Raw genomic sequence first — 20,522 nt, forward strand, 5'->3', positions numbered from 1 at the left:
TTTTAATCTCAATAAATAAAGGAAGTATTAAAAATGACTGAAGTTGATATAGCTGTTACGATAGCACCAGAAAAAGAACTTTCACAATCTACTATAGAAGACTTAATCAAATTTCAAGATTCAATAGAAATCATTGAGTTTAGAATAGATCAGTGGGCGGATTTTGATGTGAACCAAGTGTCTAAAGTAGTAGACAATATCTATAATTTAAATTTAGGGAAAAAGATACTCGTCACTTATCGTACTTCTTCACAAGGTGGAGAGGGCACATTACCATATGAAGCATATTTGAACGCCTTAGCTGAAATAATAAATTTAACACATGTTGATTTAGTTGATATTGAATTTGAACCTGGGAAATCAACACAACCTTTGATAGATTTAATTGAACAATCTAAAAGCAAACAAATCCAAGTAGTATTGTCTTATCATGACTTTAAAAAAACACCAGCACTAGAAGCTTTAAAGCATCTTTACTTTAAAATGCACCAACTTGGACCAGCTTACTTAAAAGTTGCAGTAATGCCTCTTGGTAAACAAGATGTGCTGAATTTATTAAGTGCGATGTCAGAAACGTCTGATTCAGTTCCTCAACAAGTGATTGGTATTGCAATGTCAAAATCAGGTTTAATATCTAGAACTGCACAGGGGTTATTTGGAGGCACTGTAACGTATGGCTGTCTTGATAGTCCTAAAGCACCAGGTCAAATTCATGTTGAAGCCTTAAAACAACAATTAAAGTTATATGAGTAATTTGAAAATAATCGCGACCTATCTTATAATTGAAAATAATTATCAATAGTGAAAGGGCGATATTATATGGAACTGCAAGATGCAATAGCACAACGTCGTAGTATTAAAGTGTTCAAAAGAGATATGAAGATAGATGATACAGCTTTATATCAAGCTATTCGACAAGCTACTGATGCACCTAATCACGGTTTGAGAGAGCCGTGGAGAGTTGTTCATATTGCTAAAGATAGATTAGGAGATATGAGTAAACAACTTACAGAAATTGCTTTTCCTAATCTGAAGAAAAAACAAGAAGATCATTATAATGTAGCTACAAATCTTGGGGGCATGCTAGCGCTAGTCTTAAAAGAAGATCCAAGACAAAAACAAAATTTAGAAAATTATATGGCATTCGGAGCTTTTACTCAAAATTTAATGCTTCTTTTGCATGAAGTTGGCATTGGTACCTGTTGGAAAACGCCAGCATATATATTTCAACCTGAAATGCGTGCGTTATTTGGAGTGAAAGATGATGAGAGTTTAGTTGGCTTTTTGTATCTAACTGATTTAGAAGATGAAGTACCGCATAGAGAACGTCACGTAAATAATATAATTGATAAATTTTAACTGTCATATAAAAATTGCAGTAAAGTGAGTAAGTAGTCATTCAAACGACTGTTGAGATAAATAAAGACCGCATTGAAATTAGAATTCAATGCGGCCTTTATTTATCTTTGAAATGTATGTCTCAGATTTTCATCTGCAACACTTTATGATTTATTTGAATGTTTCTGCTAAAAATGATTCAACTTGTTCTGGAGATTTTGCATTTGCTGAATGTAAATGAGCTAATTTTTCTCCATTTTTGAAAACTAACAAGCTTGGAATACCCATTACATCATTGTCAGACGCTACGTCTTCTAATTCATCACGGTTTACTGTGAACCATTGGTAATCATTATATTTTTCAGTGATTGGGTCGATCCACATATCCATAGCTTTACAGTCTGGACACCAGCCTGCTTCGAATTTAACAATAACAGGATTATCACTTTGTATTGTTTCTTTAAAATTGTCTGTAGAATTTATTGGTTGCATAGTATAACTCCTTTGTTTTTAGATATTATTAGACTTATTATAACTGACAATTAACCATTATAAAAAAAATTAGCCTGAAATTAAGAGCGTTTTACGTAGAAATTTGATATATTAGTGTTAACTAGACATAGGAGGTACAGCATAATGATAAAATTTTACCAGTATCCTAATTGTACAACTTGTAAGAAGGCCGCTAAGTTCTTACAGGAGTATGGTGTTAGTTTTGAACCTATTGATATCGTTCAACATACACCTACTAAAAACGAGTTTAAAGATATTATTGAAGCGACAGAAATTGATGTTAACAAACTCTTTAACACACATGGCGCAAAATATCGTGAGCTTGGATTGAAAGATAAGTTGAAAGATTTAACGTATGATGAAAAGTTAGATTTATTGGCTTCAAATGGTATGTTAGTTAAAAGACCACTAGCTATTTCAGGAAATAAAGTTACAGTTGGATTTAAAGAAGACCAATATAAGGAAACTTGGTTATAAAATAAATTTTAATTTCATAATTAAATAAGTGGTTATAATAGTGATTGTGTAAACGCTTCATCTATTGCTATGAAAAAGATTTGATTGAATTATGTTATCGAGAAATAGTTGCTTGAAAGCTTTTCATATGGCATCATTAATATGTAAAATCATTTAGGAGGGGATTCTTGTGGCAGTACCGAGTGAATTTAAATATTCTAAAGAACATGAATGGGTTAAAATTGAAGACAATACAGTAACAATTGGTATAACTGAATATGCTCAAGGTGAATTAGGAGATATCGTATTCGTTGAATTACCAGAAGTCGACGATGACATTAACGAAGGTGAAACTTTTGGTAGTGTTGAATCGGTAAAAACAGTTTCAGAACTTTACGCACCTGTTACTGGGAAAGTTGTCGAGTCTAACGAAGAATTAGAAGACAGCCCAGAATTCGTAAATGAATCACCATACGATAAAGCATGGATGGTAAAAGTTGAATTAAGCGATCAAAGTCAATTAGATGAATTATTATCTGCTGAGCAATACTCAGAAATGATTGGTGAATAAAAAATAAAGTACGAACTCCATGATATTGATTATCTTGGGGTTTTTTTAATAAGAACATCTATTTTATATGCTTTTTGTCAAAAATAAACATGTATAAAGTGAACTATAGTAGAGCAAAGCTTAATAGAACTAAAGAACAGATATTATATAAGAAAAAGAACATTTGATTAGATGTCTTTAAATGACAAAAATCATTTTCAATAATAAGATAAGATTAGGAATATGTAAATTATGTTTATAGTCGCTAAGTATTGTGAAGAACTAAGTAGATTGAACAACTATCAACATTTAGAGGGTGGATGTCATGACGATACTAAACCAAGTGATCATTGTCGAAGGCAAGTCAGACAAGAAACGGGTAAAGCAAGTTATTGATCAGCCAATTGATATCATATGTACGAACGGTACTATGGGCATTGATAAAATCGATGAAATGGTTGAAACTTTATATGATAAACAAGTGTATATTCTTGTGGATTCAGATAAAGAAGGTGAAAAGATACGGAAATGGTTCAAACGATATCTCAGTGAAAGTAAACATATACGCATAGATAGACAATATTGTGAGGTTGCTAGATGCCCTAAACCATATTTATCCAGAGTACTGCGAAAACATGGTTTTTCTGTAAAAGATGCAGAAAAAGTAGCTAAAGCAAAATTAGATTATATAGCTGAAAGGGTAAGTTTATTAACATGAATGTAACAAGTGAACACCGTGCAGATGTGCACGAACATGAAGAAAAAGAAAAATATTTAATATTTGGTTATACACCAACGTGTGGAACTTGTAAAGTTTCAGAACGCATGTTAGATATAGCAAATGAAATTTTGAAGCTACCAATTACAAAAATAGATTTGAATTTTCATCCTGATTTTAGCCAAGCGCAAGAAATACAATCTGTACCTGTGCTCATGCTGATGTCTAAAGGTAAAGAACAGAAAAGAATTTACGCATTTCAATCTGTTCCTTATTTGTTAGAAAATTTAAAATAGTTATTGACGAAACATGAGTGCGATGATAGGATTAAAAATAATTAAATAAATGATACTCTTATCAAGAGTGGTGGAGGGATGTGCCCTTTGAAGCCCGGCAACCGTCTGAATCAGAAATGGTGCCAATTCACATGAAGTTATAATTAACTTTGGGAGATGAGAGAAGCAATTAATGCTTTCTCTTTTCTTCACTGAATAAAAGGGGAAGCATTTTTTAATTGATAGTGTAATACAAGGAGGCAAGTGTGATGATTGAATTAAATCAAATAGTCAAAAGGTACAAAACAAAAAAACACGACGTACTAGCTGTAGATCATGTTGATTTAAGCATTCAATCAGGCTCAATCTTTGGAGTGGTTGGTTTTTCAGGAGCGGGAAAAAGTACTTTAGTAAGACTCTTGAACAATCTCGAGCAACCTACTTCAGGTGACGTAATTATTGATGGAGATAAGATTGGTGATTTATCTAAATCAGATTTAAGAAAAAAACGTCAAAAAGTGAGCATGATTTTTCAACATTTTAATTTACTGTGGTCACGAAATGTATTAAATAATATTACATTCCCGCTAGAAATTGCTGGTGTTTCGCGTCGTGAAGCGAAGCAACGTGCTTTAGAATTAGTGGAATTGGTAGGACTAAAAGGAAGAGAAAATGCATATCCATCGGAATTGTCAGGTGGTCAAAAGCAACGTGTCGGTATTGCGCGTGCATTAGCTAATGAACCTACTGTATTGCTTTGTGATGAAGCAACAAGTGCGTTAGATCCTCAAACGACCGATGAAATTCTAGAATTATTATTAAAGATTAAAGAAGAACGAAATTTAACAATCGTAATCATTACACACGAAATGCATGTCATTCGACGTATCTGCGATGAAGTCGCTGTTATGGAAAGTGGCCGTGTAATTGAACAAGGCGAGGTTACAACTGTCTTTGAAAACCCACAACATGCAGTAACAAAACGCTTTGTTAAAGATGATTTAGACGATGATTTTGATGAATCTATCACAGATTTAATATCATTAAATGAAAATGATTATGTAGTTCGCTTGAATTTTACAGGAAGCAATACTACGGAGCCGTTAGTATCATACATAACTAAGACGCATAATATTGATGTAAATATATTGGAAGCTAATATTAAACATACGAAAGATGGTTCAATCGGCTTTTTAGTAGTACATTTACCAACAGTAAATTCAGAAAAATTAGAAAAGTTCAAAAACGATTTAGAAGCGCAACACGTTTCAGTGGAGGTGTTAAAGCATGGGTAATTCGTTTGGTGACATACTCCGTGAGATGGTTACTATGCCAAATATCAGTTGGGACGAAGTTTGGTTAGCAACATATGAAACTATTTATATGACTGTAATAGCAACAGCATTTGCTTTTGTTTTAGGACTGATTTTAGGTGTTTTACTCTTCTTATCAGCTAAAAGTAAATCACCAGTTGCAAGAGTCTTTTATAGTGTAGTTTCATTTATCGTAAACTTATTCAGAGCGATACCATTCATTATTCTCATACTCTTGTTGATTCCATTCACAAGTTTAATATTAGGAACAATCAGTGGACCAACTGGAGCTTTACCAGCATTGATCATTAGTGCTGCACCGTTCTATGCAAGATTAGTAGAGATTGCATTTAAAGAAATCGACAAAGGTGTAATCGAAGCGGCTTGGTCAATGGGTGCAAATACATGGACAGTAGTGAAAAAAGTTCTTTTACCAGAAGCAATGCCAGCTTTAATATCTGGTATTACAGTTACTGCAATTGCTTTAGTTGGATCAACAGCAGTTGCGGGTGTAATTGGTGCAGGTGGTTTAGGTAACTTAGCGTATTTAACTGGCTTCACACGAAATCAAAATGACGTCATATTTGTATCAACAGTTTTAATACTGATTATTGTATTTATCATTCAATTTATTGGTGACTGGTCTACAAATAGAATAGATAAACGATAAATTTTTAAAAGGGGACTTTATTATATGAAAAAAATATTAAGTTTAGTTTCTGTAGCAGCTTTAGCGCTTTTATTAGCAGCCTGTGGCGGTGGCGGAGATGAAAAAGATAAGACAATTACAGTTGGAGCTTCACCAGCACCTCACGCAGAAATATTAGAAAAAGCAGAACCATTGTTAGAAGATAAAGGTTATAAATTAAAAATCAAAACGATTAATGATTATACAACACCGAATAAATTATTAGATAAAGGTGAAATTGATGCGAACTTCTTCCAACATACACCATATTTAAAAACTGAGAAGGAAGACAAAGGCTATAAAGTGGAATCAGCAGGAAACGTTCACTTGGAGCCTATGGCAGTATACTCTAAAAAATATAAAAGTTTAAAAGATTTACCAAAAGGTGCAACCGTATACGTTTCGAATAATCCAGCTGAAGAAGGACGTTTCTTAAAATTCTTCGTAGATGAAGGGCTTATTAAATTAAAAGATGGCGTTAAAACAGAAGACGCTACGTTTGATGATATTGTAGAAAATAAAAAAGATATCAAATTTAATAATAAACAATCTGCAGAGTATCTACCTAAAATTTATCAAAACGAAGATGCTGATGCTGTAATTATTAATTCAAACTTTGCAATTGATCAAGATTTAAGCCCTAAAGATGATTCGATTGTTCTAGAGAAAGCAAAAGACAATCCTTATGCGAATTTAATTGGCGTAAGAGAAGGTCATAAAGATGACGAGAAAATCAAAGCGCTAGTTGATGTACTCCAATCTAAAGAAATTAAAGACTATATCAACAAAGAATACGATGGTGCGGTCGTACCAGCAAAATAATATCAAATTTCATGAAGAATCCTTTAACCACAACGGTTTTAGGGTTCTTTTTTTATGGTTGTAAGAATTGAAAAAGGGGAGCGTATACAAATTATCGAATATAAATCATAAAAAATAAGCCCAAATTTGGACACATTAACCAAGTTTTACTTGCTCTAGTTTGTTCATCATATCTTTATCCATTTGTTCTATAACACTTTTTAAAGATATGGCTATGACTTAATATTTGTGAAGATACATCTTTAACAGTCGTTCTTAAAAATATGTAAAAGCGTCTAAGTTGTATAGGATTGCCTTTGTGATTCGTGAACACAAAATTGCTATTTCGGTAATAATTGTCATTCCATTTTGACACTTTCTTGTTTTTTAATTAATACGATAATAAAAATTAAAGTTGAGAATATGAGTGTAGGGGATGTTATTATTATGAAATAGGGCATACATCATTTAAAGTAACTTATGTATATTGCAAAAATAACTAGAAATGTAGCAAATATTCCATGTACGATTAAAAGTAAATAATACTGTTTATCAGTCATGGGGGTAAAGCCGTTCCGCTTAACTCTTCTATTATTTTCCCAACGAAATATAAAAGCCCAAAAATAAGCGTATACAGGTATGAAAATAATCCCTAATACAATAGCAGCTAGTAAACCCATAATAAATCTCCTTTTTGCTTAAGGATATCATAAATTAATATTAGATTATCAAAATATATAAATGCAAGGGTATGTACTTTTGACGTTCGGACAATATAAGGCATAAATAAAAAACTGTAAAATATAGTTGTGGTTAACTTGAAAACAGTAATGATAGATTTGAAAATAATATAGCAGCCACAAGAGAATGTGGAAACCAACTATAGCTGTGTAAAGTATTTATAAAGTAAATTGAAATAAAAAAATTGAAACATGCGATGCATACTTATCTCATATATTTGAAATAGTGATCTCAGGTGAGTAAAATAAAAGAATGGAAATAGATTGATTGAGAAAAAATCAGTTTCATTTTCAATGGGAGAACTAACAAATTAATGGTAAGCTTTCTATAATAATGGAAGGTTTATGTATTGATTATATATAGAATCACTAAAATATCACTTTCGCTGTTGATATTTTATTTAATAGCTCGGAGGTTATGGGATGCTTTTATATCATTAAATGATTTAAAAGTAATGGGACATATACTTCCGGGTTATTTTTTCGTCTTTTATCTTGATACTTACAAGACGTTTGACCAGATGGGACTAATATAGTGCTTGGATAATACTCCAATACGAAAGGCAGTAACCGTGTCTGAGCTAAGCGCTTCTGAGATATAAAATAATAAGATTGTACTTAAAGAACTACAAAAAACCACCGACAAAGTTGCTTAACTTCGTCGGTGGTTTGTCTACGTTTGAAATACTGTTTTAATTAAAGTACATATTTAGACTAAATCATGCTCATCTTTAATGTCGCCAACTATATTTTCTAAAATATTTTCCATGGTAATCATACCAATAGGATTACGATTTTCATCTTCGACAAGTGCGATGTGGATTTGATGTGATTTCATCAGCTCTAGTACATGATGATATTTAGTATTAAGACTTACTTTTAGAATATCATTTGTAATATCTTCAAGGGACGTTAAATCATCATTTAAAAAGTCCTTGGCATGTAGATAACCAACAATTTGAGTTGGGTTATCTCTAAATACAGGGAATCTTGTGTAATTCGCATTATTTATATAAGCTTTTGTTTCATCTACATCACTTTTAATATCAATAACTGAAACTTTATCGAGAGCAATATAACCATCTTTAATCGTCATTTCATCAAAAGCAAATGCACGATTGATATGCGTTAATTCATTTTCAGAGATTTCTCCGCCTTCATGACTTTCTTTAATCAATAATTTTAATTCTTCTTCGGAATGGTAGAGTTCACTTTCTTTAGCAGGTTGCATACCAAACATTTTTAAAATTAATCGCGCTGAACCATTAAGTATATATATAAATGGATAAAATAATTTGTAAAACATGATCATTGGCTTAGCTATGATTAATGTAATTTGTTCGGCTTTTTGAATCGCAACTGTCTTAGGTGCCATTTCGCCGACTACAACGTGTAAATAGGTTGCAATTACGAAAGCGCCAATTAAAGTGAAGACATGTATCATCGAATCTGATAAACCTAAACTACTGAAAAGCGGGTGTAACATAAACTCAAAAGTCGATTCGCCGACCATACCGATGCCTAGAGCGGTAATTGTTATACCTAATTGACAGGCAGCCAAGTATTCATCTAAGTGTGTTACTACCTTTTGTGCTGAAAGTGCATTTTTATTATTACCTGTTGCAAGCGAGTGGATTCTCGATGTTCGAACTTTGACTATTGCGAACTCTGAAGCGACAAAGAATGCAGTAAGTATTAACAAAATAATAAACGTGATTAAACTAATAAGGGTTCCCAAATATTAATTAATTCCTCCAATATTTTCTGATTCAATCTAAAAAAGATTGAAAGTTTATTATATAAAAAATGAGTGTAGTTATCCACTTTCAAGATTTACACATTTTAAAAAACCTAAATTTATTTTTTGTGCGCCGGAAAATTTGTGGAAAAGCACTTTAAAAACGCCATCGAGCATTACCGATGGCGTTTAAAATTTATATATTCGATTTTAATCTTTTGTAGTGCGTCCTAATTTATAACTAATAATAAAACCACAAACCAACGTTATGATTGAAATAATCCATATTAAAATAGAATGTGGGAGGCCAGGAAATACGGCGTATAGTGAACCTACTACGAAACCAATAATTAATGCGTAGGTTAAGTAAGTATGGTAAGTCAGTAAGTGTTGGATAATTTTACTGGAAAATAAGAAACCAGCAATAACACCTAAACCAACTGAAATTAATACAGGTATGGCATTAAAGTTTAGCGAAATAAATTCTGAGAGTGCATACATTACTGTACCGTATACTCCAAACACTAATAACATAAATGATCCTGATATACCTGGAAGCAACATAGCACTAGAGGCACACGCACCAGCAATAAAATACTTAATGAAAAGACCAGTTGAAAGCTCTAGTGTTTCGCCTGCATGCTTGTCGCCGTTATTTAATAAAGTAATGACAACAATTATAATGATGCCCAACACAAGAAGTGAATAGTGTTTAATATTAAAAGTTTGTTTAAAGCGAGAAGTATTTAATAAATATGGGATGATGCCTGCAATTAAACCAACAAAAAAGAACATTGTGGGTACTGTGTGTTCACTCAGTAAGTAATTGATAACTTTGCTTAATAAGCCTATAGCTAGGACCATTCCTAAACCGATGGGTATTAAAAATTTTAAACTTTCCCAAAAGCGTTTAGAAAAAAGACCGCTAATAGAACGAATAAAGTCGTCATAAATACCAAGTAAGAGGGCAATAGTGCCTCCGCTCACTCCTGGAACTAAATCAGTTGTTCCCATAGCAAACCCTTTACTAATATTTGACCATTTTATTTTTGACATGATAGTCTCCTTTTGATTGAAAATATATAAATGATAATAGCATAAAAGTGAGCATGAGAATATTAAAACCAATGCAGAAAAAATATTGTTTATCACATATAAACGAACATTGACTCTTAATTTAAAAGATTATAGGCATTGAGAACAACGATGATATTATTATCAGTTACGAAAACCTAAGAATCCCTATCGAAAATGATTGTGTTTTAATAACGATTTTAATTTAGCTCCTGAAAAGGTTTATATTCAAATATAACTACGTTATAATTAGAAGATGTAACAAAGGCTCAGTCTTTTGACTGTAGATTAAAATTATTATAAACTAGATAAGAAAAACATATCATATAATACGGAGGGAATATGTATGCCATCAACATTAGAAATTAAGGACCTACATGTGTCTATTGAAGATAAAGAAATTCTTAAAGGTGTTAACTTAACAATTAACACAGACGAAATACACGTTGTAATGGGACCAAATGGTACTGGTAAATCAACATTATCATCAGCAATCATGGGACACCCTAGCTACGAAGTAACGAAAGGTGAAGTTTTATTAGACGGCGTTAACATATTAGAACTAGAAGTTGACGAACGTGCAAAAGCAGGCCTTTTCTTAGCAATGCAATATCCATCAGAAATCACTGGTGTAACAACTGCAGATTTTCTACGTTCAGCAATTAATGTTAAACGTGGAGAAGGTAATGAAATTAATTTGATGCAATTCATCAAAAAATTAGATAAAGAAATGGATCGTTTAGATATCGATCAAGATATGGCACAACGTTATTTAAATGAAGGATTCTCTGGCGGCGAGAAGAAACGTAATGAAATTCTTCAATTAATGATGTTAGAACCAAAATTCGCAATTTTAGATGAAATTGATTCTGGTTTAGATATCGATGCTCTAAAAGTAGTATCTAAAGGTATCAACTTAATGCGTGGCGAAGAATTCGGTGCATTAATTATCACTCACTATCAACGTCTATTAAACTACATTACTCCAGACCATGTACATGTTATGTATGCGGGCAAAGTAGTTACTTCAGGTGGACCTGAATTAGCAAAACGTTTAGAAGAAGAAGGCTATGAATGGGTTAAAGAAGAGTTCAACGCTCAATAATAAGTCTCAAATCATATGAAAACATTAATTTAGATGAAGATTTAAGGTTTTGATTTATACCAATGAATTAAATCATACAATCATCAAATGGGAGGAAAAAATAGTATGACGACTGAAACTTTGAACATTTCTGAAGCTCAACTTGTTGAATATTCACAAGCCCATAATGAACCTTCTTGGTTAACTGAATTACGTAGAGAAGCGTTGAAATTAACTGAAACTTTAGAAATGCCAAAACCAGATAAAACAAAAATTAACAAATGGGATTTTGATTCATTTAAACAACATGAAACAGTAGGTAATGTTTATGAATCAATAGAAGACCTACCTGCAGAAGTAAAAGAAATTATTGATGTAGAAAATACTGAGAACTTAGTAATACAACATAATAATACACTTGCTTTTACAAAAGTTTCTGATTCTGCAAAAAACGATGGCGTAATCATTGAAGGATTATCAGACGCGTTGAAGAATCATCCTGATTTAGTGAAAAAATACTTTATGAATGACACAGTAACTGTTGATGAACATAGATTAACAGCATTACACACAGCGCTTGTTAATGGTGGTATGTTTGTATATGTACCTAAAAACGTAGTGGTTGAATATCCAATTCAATACGTTGTTTTACATGACGATGCTAATGCAAGTTTATATAATCACGTTATCATTACTACTGAAGAAAGTGCAGAAGTAACGTATGTTGAAAACTACTTGTCAAATGCAAGTGGTGAAGGTAACCAACTTAACATCGTTTCAGAAGTAAGTGCTGGTGCAAACTCGAAAATCACTTATGGTTCAGTAGATTATTTAGACAAAGGCTTTACTGGTCACATTATTCGTCGTGGTATGACAGAAGCAGACGCAACAATTAACTGGGCATTAGGACTAATGAATGAAGGTAGTCAAATTATTGATAATACTACTAATTTAATTGGTGATCGCTCAGAAAGTGAATTAAAATCTGTTGTCATTGGTACGGGTAGTCAAAAAATCAATTTAACGTCTAAAATCGTACAATACGGTAAAGAAACAAATGGCTATATTTTAAAACACGGCGTTATGTTAGAAAGTGCTTCAACAATATTTAATGGTATTGGTTACATTAAACATGGCGGTACTAAATCAAACGCGCAACAAGAATCACGTGTACTTATGCTTTCTGAAAATGCACGTGGGGATGCGAACCCAATTCTATTAATAGATGAAGATGACGTAGAAGCAGGACATGCAGCATCAGTAGGCCGTGTAGACCCAGAACAACTTTACTACTTGATGAGTCGTGGTATTTCACGTCGAGAAGCTGAACGTTTAGTTATTCACGGTTTCTTAGATCCAGTCGTTCGTGAATTACCAATTGAAGATGTAAAACGCAAATTACGTGAAGTAATTGAACTTAAAATTAATAAATAATTAACGAAATTAATTACGTTAAGGACAGTAGTAATTCAAGTGTTAGGAAAGCGAATGATTCTTGTTAAATACATTTTAAATTTGAATTAAAAGAGTCTTCCTAACTTTACTAAGGTCTGATTATAGATTTTTAATTAAGAAAGGTCTGTGGATAATTTGACCGAATCATTAAATGTTAGTGAAATTGTAAAAGATTTTCCAATTCTTGAGCAGCAAGTACATGGTAATAGACTAGCTTATCTAGACTCTACAGCAACAAGTCAAACGCCTATCCAAGTGATTGATGCGATTGATGATTACTACAAACGATATAACTCTAATGTGCATCGTGGTGTTCATACACTGGGTTCATTAGCAACAGATGGCTATGAAAATGCACGTGAAACGGTAAGACGTTTTATAAATGCGAAATATTTTGAAGAAATTATCTTCACACGTGGCACGACAGCAGCGATTAATATTGTTGCACATAGCTATGGCGATGCGAATGTTTCTGAAGGTGATGAAATTGTTGTTACTGAAATGGAACATCATGCCAACATTGTACCTTGGCAGCAATTAGCGAAGCGTAAAAAAGCAGAATTGAAATTTATTCCGTTAACTGAAGATGGAGAATTAGCGATTGAGGACGTTAAAGCGACTATTAATGAAAAAACTAAAATAGTTGCGATTGCTCACGTTTCTAACGTATTGGGCACTATAAATGATATCAAAGCTATTACCGAAATTGCGCATGAACATGGTGCAATTATCAGTGTGGATGGTGCGCAAGCTGCCCCTCATATGGATATAGATATGCAAGACTTAGGTGCTGATTTTTATAGTTTTAGTGGTCATAAAATGCTTGGTCCAACGGGTATTGGTGTGTTATATGGTAAACGTACATTGCTAAATAACATGGAGCCAGTTGAATTTGGTGGAGATATGATAGACTTTGTTGATAAATATGAAGCTTCATGGGCAGATTTGCCAACAAAATTCGAAGCAGGTACACCACTTATTGCACAAGCGATTGGCTTTGCAGAGGCTATAAAATATTTACAAAATTTAGGGTTCGAAGCAATTCATCAACATGAAGCGACATTAACACAGTACGCTTATGACAAAATGTCAGAGATAGAAGGTATAGAGATATATGGTCCGGCAAAAGATCGTCGTGCTGGTATCATTACTTTCAATATGACTGATGTTCATGCGCATGACGTTGCAACTGCAGTTGATACTGAAGGTGTAGCTGTTCGCGCGGGGCATCACTGTGCTCAACCACTAATGAAATGGCTAAAACAATCTTCTACAGCCCGTGCAAGTTTTTATATTTATAACACGACAGAAGATATTGACCAATTAGTTGAAGCCTTGAAACAAACGAAGGAGTTTTTCTCATATGAATTTTAATAATTTAAATCAGTTGTATCGTTCAGTAATTATGGATCATTACAAAAGCCCTAGAAATAAAGGTACTTTAGATAATGGCTCTATGACAGTAGACATGAACAATCCAACGTGTGGGGATCGTATTCATCTTACGTTTGATATAGAAGATGGTTTTATCAAAGATGCTAAATTTGATGGAGAAGGCTGTTCTATTTCAATGTCTAGCGCCTCAATGATGACCGAAGCGGTTAAAGGCAACTCTTTAGCTGATGCCATGAAAATGAGTCAAGAATTCTCGAAAATGATGCTTGGCGAAGAGTATGAAATCAGTGAAGACATGGGAGATATTGAAGCACTGCAAGGTGTTTCACAATTTCCTGCAAGAATTAAATGTGCCACGTTAGCTTGGAAAGCCTTAGAAAAGGGTACAGTTGAAAAGGAAGGCAATGCAGAAGACTAATTCGAGTTGAAGCATTGACATTGTGTAAAATCCCATTCAAACTAGTATGAACAACATGAAATTTCATGAACGTATATAGATGAAATCATTATTCTTATAGCAGACAGTTAAAAGAGAATAATACAATAAATGAACTTGCACGTAAGTCGTTTTTAATATATAAAAGGAGTGATTTAAATGGCTAAAAAAGCACCTGATGTTGGGAATTATCAATATGGTTTCCACGACGAAGATGTTTCCATTTTTAGATCAGAACGCGGTTTGACAGAAAATATTGTCCGCGAAATTTCGAATATGAAAAGTGAACCTGAATGGATGCTTAATTATAGATTAAAATCATTGAAACAATTCTACAAAATGCCTATGCCACAGTGGGGTGGGGATTTATCAGAATTAAACTTTGATGATATCACTTATTATGTTAAACCATCAGAAAATACAGAACGCTCATGGGATGAAGTGCCTGAAGAAATTAAACGTACGTTTGATAAATTAGGTATTCCTGAAGCTGAGCAAAAATATCTTGCTGGTGTTTCAGCACAATATGAATCAGAAGTTGTTTACCACAACATGGAGAAAGAACTTGAAGACCAAGGTATCATCTTTAAAGATACAGACAGTGCTTTAAGAGAAAACGAAGATTTATTCAGACAGTATTTCTCAACAGTAGTACCTGCTGCAGATAATAAATTCTCAGCCTTAAACTCAGCTGTTTGGTCAGGTGGATCATTTATTTATGTTCCAAAAAACATTAAACTAGATACACCTTTACAAGCTTATTTCCGTATTAACTCTGAAAACATGGGTCAATTTGAGCGTACTTTAATCATTGCTGATGAAGGCGCATCTGTGAACTATGTAGAAGGTTGTACGGCACCAGTATACTCAACAAGCTCGTTACACTCAGCTGTTGTTGAAATCATTGTACACAAAGATGCGCATGTGCGTTATACAACGATTCAAAACTGGGCGAACAACGTATATAACTTAGTTACAAAACGTACTTTAGTATATGAGAATGGTAATATGGAATGGGTTGATGGTAACTTAGGTTCTAAGTTAACTATGAAATATCCAAACTGTGTACTTTTAGGCGAAGGTGCTAAAGGTAGTACATTATCTATCGCATTTGCTGGTAAAGGACAAGTACAAGATGCTGGGGCGAAAATGATTCACAAAGCGCCAAACACATCTTCTACAATTGTTTCTAAATCTATTTCTAAAGATGGCGGTAAAGTTGTTTATCGTGGTATCGTGCACTTTGGCCGTAAAGCAAAAGGCGCACGTTCAAACATTGAATGTGATACGTTAATTTTAGATAACGAGTCTACTTCAGATACTATCCCATATAATGAAGTATTTAATGACAATATTTCGTTAGAACATGAAGCAAAAGTATCTAAAGTTTCAGAAGAACAATTATTCTATTTAATGAGTCGTGGTATTTCAGAAGAAGAAGCGACTGAAATGATTGTAATGGGCTTCATTGAACCATTTACAAAAGAACTTCCAATGGAATATGCTGTTGAAATGAACCGTTTAATCAAATTCGAAATGGAAGGATCAATTGGCTAGTCATAGCTACTGATTCAACAATTTCTTATAAAATAAAAGCACGAGAGATACAAATTCAATACCATTTATTCTTTAAATGGTATCGAAGCAGGCGTATCATCTCGTGCTTTTTTATGCATAATTTTAGAAAATTAAAATCTTCCATATTGGAAAAGTGAAAATAAGTAATGCTACCAGTGTTAATAAACACAGTAAGCTATTTACGATGCGATCACCATTAATAGCTGAAATGACATTAATCATAATTAATATTATGATGATAAAAAAGCCGCTGTAAAAATATAAGTTGCCATTAAACACTTTGTTAAAAGATAATATAGGTATGAAATAGGCGACTAATGTAGCAAAAGCAGAAACTAATGTCATATAATACTTAATAAAAAACACCCCTTTAATGAAGAAACAACTTTGTGGGCTATCAAAATTTCAAAAAACAAGGGAAGTTTATAGCATAGGTATACATCAAACATACTATTCGTGAAATATTTTCTTGAAAAAATAGAATGAAGTTAAGATATATTTCGAATATTTTACCATTAATAGAGTGATGGTTTGACGAATTTTAAGAAGGATAAGAAAACAAGTGCCCAGCCATATGAATTGGTCGGGCACTTATTTTTATGTATGGCTAGTGCCGTATTGGAGCGTACTGATATTTTCTCTTCGCAGGTCTGCACCTGTTCTGTACAAAACGATAATTGATAAGAGCAGTATCATTACTGTACAAATAATAATCCATTTTCCGAGTTTGCTAATATCAAATAGGATACTGAAAATTATTATTAAGAATAATATACAGAAAAAGGCAAAAGCCGTATACATCATTAAATTTCCCATAAATAAAACATTCCTTGTAGAGTTAGCTTAAAAAACTCACTTTTATTAGTGAGTTTGTGAAGAGTTTCCCAAATTTAGCGTACCTAAGTGTCACGCTTATTTTAATTCTAGCATAGCTATAAAATTCATAATATATATATGAAAAGAAATAGTACTAAAGGATGATATTTGCTAATTAACTTATTTAAAATTTAATTTAGTTAATGCTTCACAATTAGATGATTCAAAATACTAATCCTTTTGTAACGTTTATAAATTATGAAAGAAGGGAATTAAAGTACAACTTATAAATTTTTTTATTATAAATTTTACTAAAGGAGTAATGCATATATGATTATAGCGATAATCATACTTTTGTTTGCTTCATTTTTCTTTTCAGGCAGTGAAACCGCATTAACAGCTGCGAATAGGATGAAGATGCAAACAGAGGGTCAAAAAGGCGATAAAAAGTCTAAAAAATTATCACAATTATTAGTTAAACCAAGTCAATTTATTACCACCATTCTTATTGGTAACAATATAGCAAATATTGTTTTACCTACATTAATAACGATTTTAGCTGTAGATTTAGGCATAAGTGTTAGTATTGCAACAGCAGTGACAACAGTAACAATTATTGTAATATCTGAAGTTATCCCCAAATCGGTTGCCGCAACATACCCTGATAGGATCTCCCGTTTAGTTTATACACCGATTTCATTCTTTATTATTATATTTAAACCAATAACGTTAGTTTTAAATGGTATGACTGACGCAATAAATAAGTTTCTTTCCAAAGGCAATGAAGACCAGCAACGATTTTCAAAAGAGGAAATCAGACAGATGGTTTCGATTGCAGGTAGTGAAGGTGCATTTAATGAAATGGAACGTAACCGTATACAAGGAGTTATGGATTTTGAAAAATTGAAAATTAAAGATATTAATACAACACCTCGAATAAATGTCACAGCATTTTCATCAGATGTATCCTATAAAGAGGCATATGATACAGTTGTTTCAAATCCATATACCCGCTATCCAGTCTATGATAAAGATATAGATAATGTTATTGGCATTTTCCATTCTAAATATTTATTAGCGTGGAGCCGTGAGACTGATAACAATATGTCACAATATACTTCTGAAGCTTTATTTGTAAATGAACATAATAGGGCTGAGTGGGTGTTAAGAAAAATGACTGTATCGCGTAAACATTTGGCGATTGTATTAGATGAATACGGTGGCACAGATGCGATTGTATCCTATGAAGATCTTATTGAAGAAATGTTAGGTATGGAAATCGAAGATGAAATGGATGAAGAAGAAAATGAAAAAATAGAAGAACAAATGAAAGCATACAGCAAGAAATAACATTTTTATAATACTTTCATACTTATTTTGCAGTTAAACATAAGTGTTGAAAAGGGGTGTGCTAAATGAAATTATCATCTAGAATTACTGAGATTTTAGGTATTAGATTTCCTATTTTGCAAGCAGGCATGGCAGGTAACACAACGCCTGAATTAGTAGCAACTGTGAGTAATAGTGGAGGATTGGGAAGTATCGGCGCAGGTTATTTTACACCTGAAAGACTTGAAAAAGAAATCACCTATGTACAACAACTGACTGATTTACCGTATGCAGTTAATTTGTTTGTACCTAGCCAAAAATTATATATTCCAGACAAGGTAGAGCATATGAATGCTTGGTTAAAACCGTATCGTCGTGCGTTTAACCTTGAAGAGCCAGTATTGAATATGGATGAAACACATCAATTTAACCATGCGATTGATATTGTTATTGAAAAAGGCGTGCCGGTGGTTACTTTTACTTTTGGTATACCTGATCAAACAACGATTGCAAAATTAAAAGAAAGAGATATAACCATTGTGGGTACTGCAACTTCTGTAGATGAAGCGATTGCTAATGAAAGTGCAGGGGTAGATGCTATTATTGCACAAGGTAGTGAAGCAGGGGGTCATCGAGGTTCGTTTACTGTGACTGGAAGTAATCAGACGCCATTAATTGGAACGATGTCACTTGTCCCTCAGATTGCTGATGCAATTGATATACCAATTATTGCATCTGGCGGTATTATGGATGGTCGTGGACTTGTTGCAAGTATCGTTTTAGGTGCAGAAGCAGTTCAAATGGGAACTGCATTTTTAACTACTGAAGAAAGTGGCGCATCATCACTATATAAAAATATGATACAACAAAGTAAAGAAACAGATACTGTTGTCACTAATGTATTCACTGGAAAGTTCGCTCGAGGTATTGATAATGATTTTATCCATAAAATGGATGAATATGACGATGATATACCAGATTATCCAATTCAAAACCAGTTAACGAGTGCGATTCGTAAAAAAGCAGCTCAAAAAGGCGACGCACAGTGGACACACTTATGGAGCGGTCAAAGTCCACGACTTGCTCAAAATGTTTCCGCTACGTTGTTAATTCAACGTATAATTAATGAATCAAAAGCACTATTGAATAGTTAAATTGTTATATCAATAATATAGATGCCTTACGCTATACGATTGCTCGTATCCTTACATTATGAGCAATCGTTTTTCTATAATATAGGAATGAGTAAAATAGGCTAAGTGAACTCTGTATTATATAGCAATTTCTTACTTTTTAAAGTTATAGTAAATTAAATTTAATCAAGTGAATCCAATAAAACATATATGGTATCATTACATTGGTGATACTATGATAAATATTGGATTAACAGGTTGGGGCGATCATGATTCATTATATGAAGACTTGCAACGAAAGACAGATAAACTAGTGACCTATGCAAGTCATTTCCCGATAGTAGAATTAGATGCTACTTATTATGCAATTCAACCTGAAAGAATTATACGAAAATGGATAAGAGAAACACCTGAACGTTTTGAATTTGTCGTAAAGATACATCAAGCATTAACTTTACATGCTGATTATCATGATTATGCAGAAACCAGACAAACATTATTTGATCAATTTAAAGCGATGTTACAACCATTAAAAGACGAAAATAAACTTGCTATGGTATTAGTGCAATTTCCACCATGGTTTGATTGTACAGTTCAAAATATTACATATATACGTTATATTCGTGAGCAACTCAAAGCATTTCCTATGTGTGTAGAATTTCGTAATCGATCATGGTTTAATGACGCGTATAAAGAAGAAACATTAGCTTTTTTAACGCAGCAACAAATAATTCATTCTGTGTGTGATGAACCGCAAGCAGGTCAAGGTTCGATTCCGTTAGTTAATCGCATTACGCATGAAACTGCATTTGTTAGGTATCATGGGAGAAATGTTCACGGCTGGACTAAAAAAGACATGACCGATGAAGCGTGGAGAGATGTAAGGTATTTATATGATTATAATGAACAAGAATTAAAAGATTTAGTAAATAAAGTGAAAGTATTAGAACACAAAGCTAAAAACATTTATGTTGTTTTTAATAATAATTCTGGTGGCCATGCTGCTCAAAATGCAAAAACTTATCAAAAAATATTAGGCATAGATTATCAAGGATTAGCACCGCAACAATTAAAATTATTCTAGGAGAGATT

At 32.9% G+C, this 20,522-nt stretch carries 20 protein-coding genes, 1 pseudogene and 1 riboswitch; of the genes and pseudogenes, 17 read left to right on the plus strand and 4 right to left on the minus strand.

Annotated features, from left to right (window positions below; all coding sequences use genetic code 11):
- Positions 1-33 precede the first annotated feature (33 nt).
- The gene (gene aroD, locus AST02_RS11910) at positions 34-753 is read left to right on the plus strand and encodes a type I 3-dehydroquinate dehydratase (protein ID WP_069817959.1); all 720 of its coding nucleotides are present in this window, start codon (positions 34-36) and stop codon (positions 751-753) included.
- A 66-nt stretch (positions 754-819) separates the two neighbouring features.
- On the plus strand, positions 820-1,359 hold the full coding sequence (locus tag AST02_RS11915) for a nitroreductase family protein (RefSeq protein WP_069817960.1): 540 nt from the start codon (positions 820-822) through the stop codon (positions 1,357-1,359).
- A gap of 150 nt (positions 1,360-1,509) precedes the next feature.
- On the opposite strand, the gene AST02_RS11920 is transcribed toward AST02_RS11915, so the two are convergent.
- A complete protein-coding gene (locus AST02_RS11920) occupies positions 1,510-1,830 on the minus strand; it encodes a thioredoxin family protein (protein WP_002508192.1) in 321 nt (106 codons plus the stop codon).
- 144 nt (positions 1,831-1,974) lie between these two features.
- On the opposite strand from AST02_RS11920, the gene AST02_RS11925 reads away from it, so the two are divergent.
- The 7 genes from AST02_RS11925 (at position 1,975) to AST02_RS11955 (ending at position 6,673) form a co-directional block, all read left to right on the plus strand.
- Positions 1,975-2,328, plus strand: a complete 354-nt coding sequence (locus AST02_RS11925; protein WP_069817961.1) for an arsenate reductase family protein — start codon at positions 1,975-1,977, stop codon at positions 2,326-2,328.
- Between the two features lie 169 nt (positions 2,329-2,497).
- Positions 2,498-2,878 (plus strand): glycine cleavage system protein GcvH, encoded by a 381-nt coding sequence (gene gcvH / locus AST02_RS11930; RefSeq protein WP_069817962.1) that lies wholly within the window; start codon positions 2,498-2,500, stop codon positions 2,876-2,878.
- Positions 2,879-3,182: 304 nt separating this feature from the next.
- Positions 3,183-3,575 carry a toprim domain-containing protein gene (locus AST02_RS11935; RefSeq protein WP_056935399.1) on the plus strand — a complete coding sequence of 131 codons (393 nt, stop codon included), beginning with the start codon at positions 3,183-3,185 and terminating at the stop codon, positions 3,573-3,575.
- Positions 3,572-3,871, plus strand: coding sequence for a thioredoxin family protein (locus tag AST02_RS11940; protein ID WP_021339857.1), 300 nt, complete (start codon positions 3,572-3,574; stop codon positions 3,869-3,871). Before AST02_RS11935 ends, AST02_RS11940 begins: the two co-directional genes overlap by 4 nt.
- Positions 3,872-3,926: 55 nt before the next feature.
- Positions 3,927-4,034, plus strand: a riboswitch (SAM riboswitch).
- Between the two features lie 85 nt (positions 4,035-4,119).
- Complete coding sequence (locus tag AST02_RS11945) at positions 4,120-5,145, plus strand: methionine ABC transporter ATP-binding protein (protein WP_069817963.1); 1,026 nt, start codon at positions 4,120-4,122, stop codon at positions 5,143-5,145.
- Complete coding sequence (locus tag AST02_RS11950; protein WP_069817964.1) at positions 5,138-5,833, plus strand: methionine ABC transporter permease; 696 nt, start codon at positions 5,138-5,140, stop codon at positions 5,831-5,833. The genes AST02_RS11945 and AST02_RS11950 overlap by 8 nt, the downstream gene beginning before the upstream one ends.
- A gap of 24 nt (positions 5,834-5,857) precedes the next feature.
- Positions 5,858-6,673, plus strand: a complete 816-nt coding sequence (locus AST02_RS11955; protein WP_069817965.1) for a MetQ/NlpA family ABC transporter substrate-binding protein — start codon at positions 5,858-5,860, stop codon at positions 6,671-6,673.
- 135 nt (positions 6,674-6,808) lie between these two features.
- Here the strand turns inward: AST02_RS11955 and AST02_RS14630 are convergent.
- The 3 genes and pseudogenes from AST02_RS14630 to AST02_RS11970 all read right to left on the minus strand — a co-directional run.
- Positions 6,809-7,043 (minus strand): annotated as a pseudogene (locus AST02_RS14630) (tyrosine-type recombinase/integrase); the annotation flags it as partial.
- A gap of 1,058 nt (positions 7,044-8,101) precedes the next feature.
- Complete coding sequence (locus AST02_RS11965) at positions 8,102-9,130, minus strand: hemolysin family protein (protein WP_069817967.1); 1,029 nt, start codon at positions 9,128-9,130, stop codon at positions 8,102-8,104.
- Positions 9,131-9,340: 210 nt separating this feature from the next.
- The gene (locus AST02_RS11970; RefSeq protein ID WP_069817968.1) at positions 9,341-10,186 is read right to left on the minus strand and encodes a DUF368 domain-containing protein; all 846 of its coding nucleotides are present in this window, start codon (positions 10,184-10,186) and stop codon (positions 9,341-9,343) included.
- A 364-nt stretch (positions 10,187-10,550) separates the two neighbouring features.
- Between AST02_RS11970 and sufC the strand changes: the two genes are divergently transcribed.
- From sufC to AST02_RS12015, 8 genes are all read left to right on the plus strand, one after another.
- Positions 10,551-11,309, plus strand: coding sequence for a Fe-S cluster assembly ATPase SufC (gene sufC, locus AST02_RS11975; RefSeq protein ID WP_069817969.1), 759 nt, complete (start codon positions 10,551-10,553; stop codon positions 11,307-11,309).
- Positions 11,310-11,414: 105 nt separating this feature from the next.
- Positions 11,415-12,722, plus strand: coding sequence for a Fe-S cluster assembly protein SufD (gene sufD, locus AST02_RS11980; RefSeq protein ID WP_069817970.1), 1,308 nt, complete (start codon positions 11,415-11,417; stop codon positions 12,720-12,722).
- A 156-nt stretch (positions 12,723-12,878) separates the two neighbouring features.
- Positions 12,879-14,117 carry a cysteine desulfurase gene (locus AST02_RS11985; protein ID WP_069818051.1) on the plus strand — a complete coding sequence of 413 codons (1,239 nt, stop codon included), beginning with the start codon at positions 12,879-12,881 and terminating at the stop codon, positions 14,115-14,117.
- Complete coding sequence (sufU, locus tag AST02_RS11990) at positions 14,107-14,556, plus strand: Fe-S cluster assembly sulfur transfer protein SufU (protein ID WP_069817971.1); 450 nt, start codon at positions 14,107-14,109, stop codon at positions 14,554-14,556. The genes AST02_RS11985 and sufU overlap by 11 nt, the downstream gene beginning before the upstream one ends.
- Positions 14,557-14,733: 177 nt before the next feature.
- Entirely contained in the window at positions 14,734-16,131 is a 1,398-nt protein-coding gene (sufB, locus tag AST02_RS11995; RefSeq protein ID WP_069817972.1) for a Fe-S cluster assembly protein SufB, read from the plus strand.
- Between the two features lie 1,167 nt (positions 16,132-17,298).
- Positions 17,299-18,318: a hemolysin family protein gene (locus AST02_RS12005; protein WP_069817974.1), complete on the plus strand. Its 1,020-nt coding sequence runs from the start codon at positions 17,299-17,301 to the stop codon at positions 18,316-18,318.
- Between the two features lie 65 nt (positions 18,319-18,383).
- A complete protein-coding gene (locus tag AST02_RS12010) occupies positions 18,384-19,451 on the plus strand; it encodes an NAD(P)H-dependent flavin oxidoreductase (RefSeq protein ID WP_069817975.1) in 1,068 nt (355 codons plus the stop codon).
- Between the two features lie 214 nt (positions 19,452-19,665).
- Complete coding sequence (locus AST02_RS12015) at positions 19,666-20,514, plus strand: DUF72 domain-containing protein (protein WP_069817976.1); 849 nt, start codon at positions 19,666-19,668, stop codon at positions 20,512-20,514.
- Positions 20,515-20,522: the final 8 nt, after the last annotated feature.

This window comes from Staphylococcus equorum (assembly GCF_001747895.1).
GTDB classification, from domain to species: Bacteria; Bacillota; Bacilli; order Staphylococcales; family Staphylococcaceae; genus Staphylococcus; species Staphylococcus equorum_A.

Bases quoted from the DNA above. Each gene is read 5' to 3' on its own strand.
- aroD (WP_069817959.1), top strand. From the start codon at position 34: ATGACTGAAGTTGATATAGCTGTTACGATAGCACCAGAAAAAGAACTT.
- AST02_RS11915 (WP_069817960.1), top strand. From the start codon at position 820: ATGGAACTGCAAGATGCAATAGCACAACGTCGTAGTATTAAAGTGTTC.
- AST02_RS11920 (WP_002508192.1), bottom strand. From the start codon at position 1,830: ATGCAACCAATAAATTCTACAGACAATTTTAAAGAAACAATACAAAGT.
- AST02_RS11925 (WP_069817961.1), top strand. From the start codon at position 1,975: ATGATAAAATTTTACCAGTATCCTAATTGTACAACTTGTAAGAAGGCC.
- AST02_RS11935 (WP_056935399.1), top strand. From the start codon at position 3,183: ATGACGATACTAAACCAAGTGATCATTGTCGAAGGCAAGTCAGACAAG.
- AST02_RS11940 (WP_021339857.1), top strand. From the start codon at position 3,572: ATGAATGTAACAAGTGAACACCGTGCAGATGTGCACGAACATGAAGAA.
- AST02_RS11945 (WP_069817963.1), top strand. From the start codon at position 4,120: ATGATTGAATTAAATCAAATAGTCAAAAGGTACAAAACAAAAAAACAC.
- AST02_RS11950 (WP_069817964.1), top strand. From the start codon at position 5,138: ATGGGTAATTCGTTTGGTGACATACTCCGTGAGATGGTTACTATGCCA.
- AST02_RS11955 (WP_069817965.1), top strand. From the start codon at position 5,858: ATGAAAAAAATATTAAGTTTAGTTTCTGTAGCAGCTTTAGCGCTTTTA.
- AST02_RS11970 (WP_069817968.1), bottom strand. From the start codon at position 10,186: ATGTCAAAAATAAAATGGTCAAATATTAGTAAAGGGTTTGCTATGGGA.
- sufC (WP_069817969.1), top strand. From the start codon at position 10,551: ATGCCATCAACATTAGAAATTAAGGACCTACATGTGTCTATTGAAGAT.
- sufD (WP_069817970.1), top strand. From the start codon at position 11,415: ATGACGACTGAAACTTTGAACATTTCTGAAGCTCAACTTGTTGAATAT.
- sufU (WP_069817971.1), top strand. From the start codon at position 14,107: ATGAATTTTAATAATTTAAATCAGTTGTATCGTTCAGTAATTATGGAT.
- sufB (WP_069817972.1), top strand. From the start codon at position 14,734: ATGGCTAAAAAAGCACCTGATGTTGGGAATTATCAATATGGTTTCCAC.
- AST02_RS12005 (WP_069817974.1), top strand. From the start codon at position 17,299: ATGATTATAGCGATAATCATACTTTTGTTTGCTTCATTTTTCTTTTCA.
- AST02_RS12010 (WP_069817975.1), top strand. From the start codon at position 18,384: ATGAAATTATCATCTAGAATTACTGAGATTTTAGGTATTAGATTTCCT.
- AST02_RS12015 (WP_069817976.1), top strand. From the start codon at position 19,666: ATGATAAATATTGGATTAACAGGTTGGGGCGATCATGATTCATTATAT.